This is a genomic window from uncultured Methanofollis sp., from assembly GCF_937919355.1.
GTDB lineage: Archaea > Halobacteriota > Methanomicrobia > Methanomicrobiales > Methanofollaceae > Methanofollis.
In genome coordinates this window covers 1-2547 of record NZ_CALFSA010000114.1, presented here as the reverse complement: position 1 = coordinate 2547, position 2547 = coordinate 1, and the positions used below count along the sequence as shown (strand labels likewise).

Here is a 2547-nt window from a genome sequence, read left to right as displayed (position 1 = left end):
AGATGCAAAACCGTCGCACCCTTCACGGGTGCGTGGATTGAAACATGCCCGGACGACTACGGGACCACATCAAGAAATGTCGCACCCTTCACGGGTGCGTGGATTGAAACCGATTCGAGGCGCTGACGGGCTTCGGAGTCCCCGAGGTCGCACCCTTCACGGGTGCGTGGATTGAAACGGTATCCGGTCCAGGATGCGATCCAGGGCGGTGAGTCGCACCCTTCACGGGTGCGTGGATTGAAACACCACGGAGGTCAGGCCATCCACGGCGGTAGTGATAGTCGCACCCTTCACGGGTGCGTGGATTGAAACTCGGTGATGGAGCGAGGGATGCCGCCCGTGTGTCGAGACGTCGCACCCTTCACGGGTGCGTGGATTGAAACAGGGAGGAGATCACCAGATCCTCGGGAGCATCGACGTCGCACCCTTCACGGGTGCGTGGATTGAAACAGGAATACCAGGTTCTCTCCCTCGGCGGCAAAGGGTCGCACCCTTCACGGGTGCGTGGATTGAAACCTGGTGCACTGTTTCCACCACGCTGGGATCTCCAGTTGTCGCACCCTTCACGGGTGCGTGGATTGAAACGCCGCGTACGAGCGGGAGTGGGACAGCGACAACTGGTCGCACCCTTCACGGGTGCGTGGATTGAAACTTCGCCGCAGAAATGCCCGTTTCAACATTGAACGTCGCACCCTTCACGGGTGCTGGATTGAAACGTCGATGCTCGTGATCCGGGCTCTGCGGACACACCATTGGTCATCCATTGAAGGGGGCGCCAGTGGGTGGTATCCGGTGAGAGGTCCGAATTTTGATCTTTTTTACCTGTATTGGTCTCTCTTCCATTCCATCAGATCACCTCATCTTCTCCTGACATGCCGGGAGACTGGCCATGCACGGAACATTATATATCATGTTACTATCTTCACCATGGACCCTCACACCGGTATCAGGTCGCCTGCGCCGCCCTCGCCGCGAAACGCCGCAGGATCGATACCGGCCCTGCCATCCCCGATGCAGCAATGGAGGGCCTCTGAGAGGTGAAGATGATGAAGCAGAAGATTACCTACGTATCCCTCGAATCGGACGAGAGCATGCACCAGTTCTACGAAGCGGCTCTTGCGGAGGTCGAACGAACCCTCGGCCACCGCCACCCCCTCTATATCGGGGGCAAGGAGTTCGCCCCTGTCGACGAGTTCGTGGTCCGCTCGCCCGTCGACCGCGACATCGTGATCGGCCACTTCCAGAAGGCAGGAAAAAACGAGGTCGAAGCTGCGATCAGGGTGGCGAAAGGGTCTTTCCCGGCATGGAGCAGGACCAATCCGGGGGACCGTGTCGAGACAATCGGGGGCGTTGCCGACATCCTCGAAGAAGAGATCTTCTCTCTTGCAGCCCTGGTCACCCTTGAGGCCGGAAAGACCCGGACCGAGGCCCTCGCCGAAGTCGGCGAGGCGATCGACATGATCCGGTACCACTGTCTGGTCTACGACCGGGCCAACAGTTTCGTCTTCAGGATGGCGTCCGAGAAAAGGGGCGGCATGAACTACAGCGTGATGAGGCCCCACGGCGTCTGGGCCGTCATATCACCCTTCAACTTCCCGCTCTCCCTTGCTGCCGGCATGGCGTCTGCAGCACTGCTCACCGGGAACACCATTGTCATGAAGCCGTCGAGCGCCGCGCCTCTCTCCTGCATCAGACTGTATGAAGCGTTCGAGGAGGCCGGCGTCCCGCCGGGAGCCGTCAACCTCGTCACCGGACCGGGCGACACCTTCGGCGAGGTCGCCACCACCCACCCGGACGTCGACGGCATCGCCTTCACCGGGTCGCACGAGGCCGGGATGTGGCTCCAGCGCGCCTTTGCCGTGAAGCAGCACTACCCGAAACCCGTGATCACCGAGATGGGGGGAAAGAACCCCTGCATCGTCACGGAGAAGGCAGACCTGGAGAAGGCCGCCGACGGAGTGGTGCGGGCCGCCTTCGGTTATGGCGGGCAGAAGTGCAGCGCCACGTCACGGGTCTATATTCAGGAGAACGTCGTCGAGGAGTTCGGCCGGGCGCTGATCAGGCGGACGGCAGACCTGGTGGTCGGCGACCCGCGGCGGCGTGACACCTTCTTCGGACCGCTCATCTCGGCCCATGCCCTTCGGACCTACGAGGACGCCGTCGCCCTCTGCAGGCAGGACGGCGGGCATATCCTCACCGGCGGGGAGGTGCTCCGCGACGGCGACCTGGCCAGGGGCCATTATGTGCGCCCGACCATCGCCGCCGGCCTCCCGCAGGACCACCCCTTGATGAAAAAAGAACTCTTCGTGCCCTTCCTCTGCGCACGCACCTTCACAACGCTGGAGGAGGCCCTTGTCCTCGCCAATGACACGGAGTACGGCCTGACCGCCGGTATCTTCTCCGAAGAGGAGGATGAGGTGAGATACTTCTTCGACACCATCCGTGCAGGTGTCTGCTATGCGAACAGAGAGGGCGGGGCGACGACCGGCGCCTGGCCGGGGCACCAGTCCTTCGGCGGGTGGATGGCGAGCGGGTCGACCGGCAGAG

General features: G+C 62.1%; 1 protein-coding gene and 1 CRISPR repeat array. The gene reads left to right on the top strand.

The window, feature by feature from the left end:
• Window positions 1–12 precede the first annotated feature (12 nt).
• A CRISPR array of direct repeats spans window positions 13–716; the repeat unit is 32 nt; unit sequence GTCGCACCCTTCACGGGTGCGTGGATTGAAAC.
• Between the two features lie 327 nt (window positions 717–1043).
• Window positions 1044–2547: aldehyde dehydrogenase family protein (locus Q0520_RS05400; protein WP_298667412.1), on the top strand; the 1504-nt coding region annotated here is incomplete at its 3' end.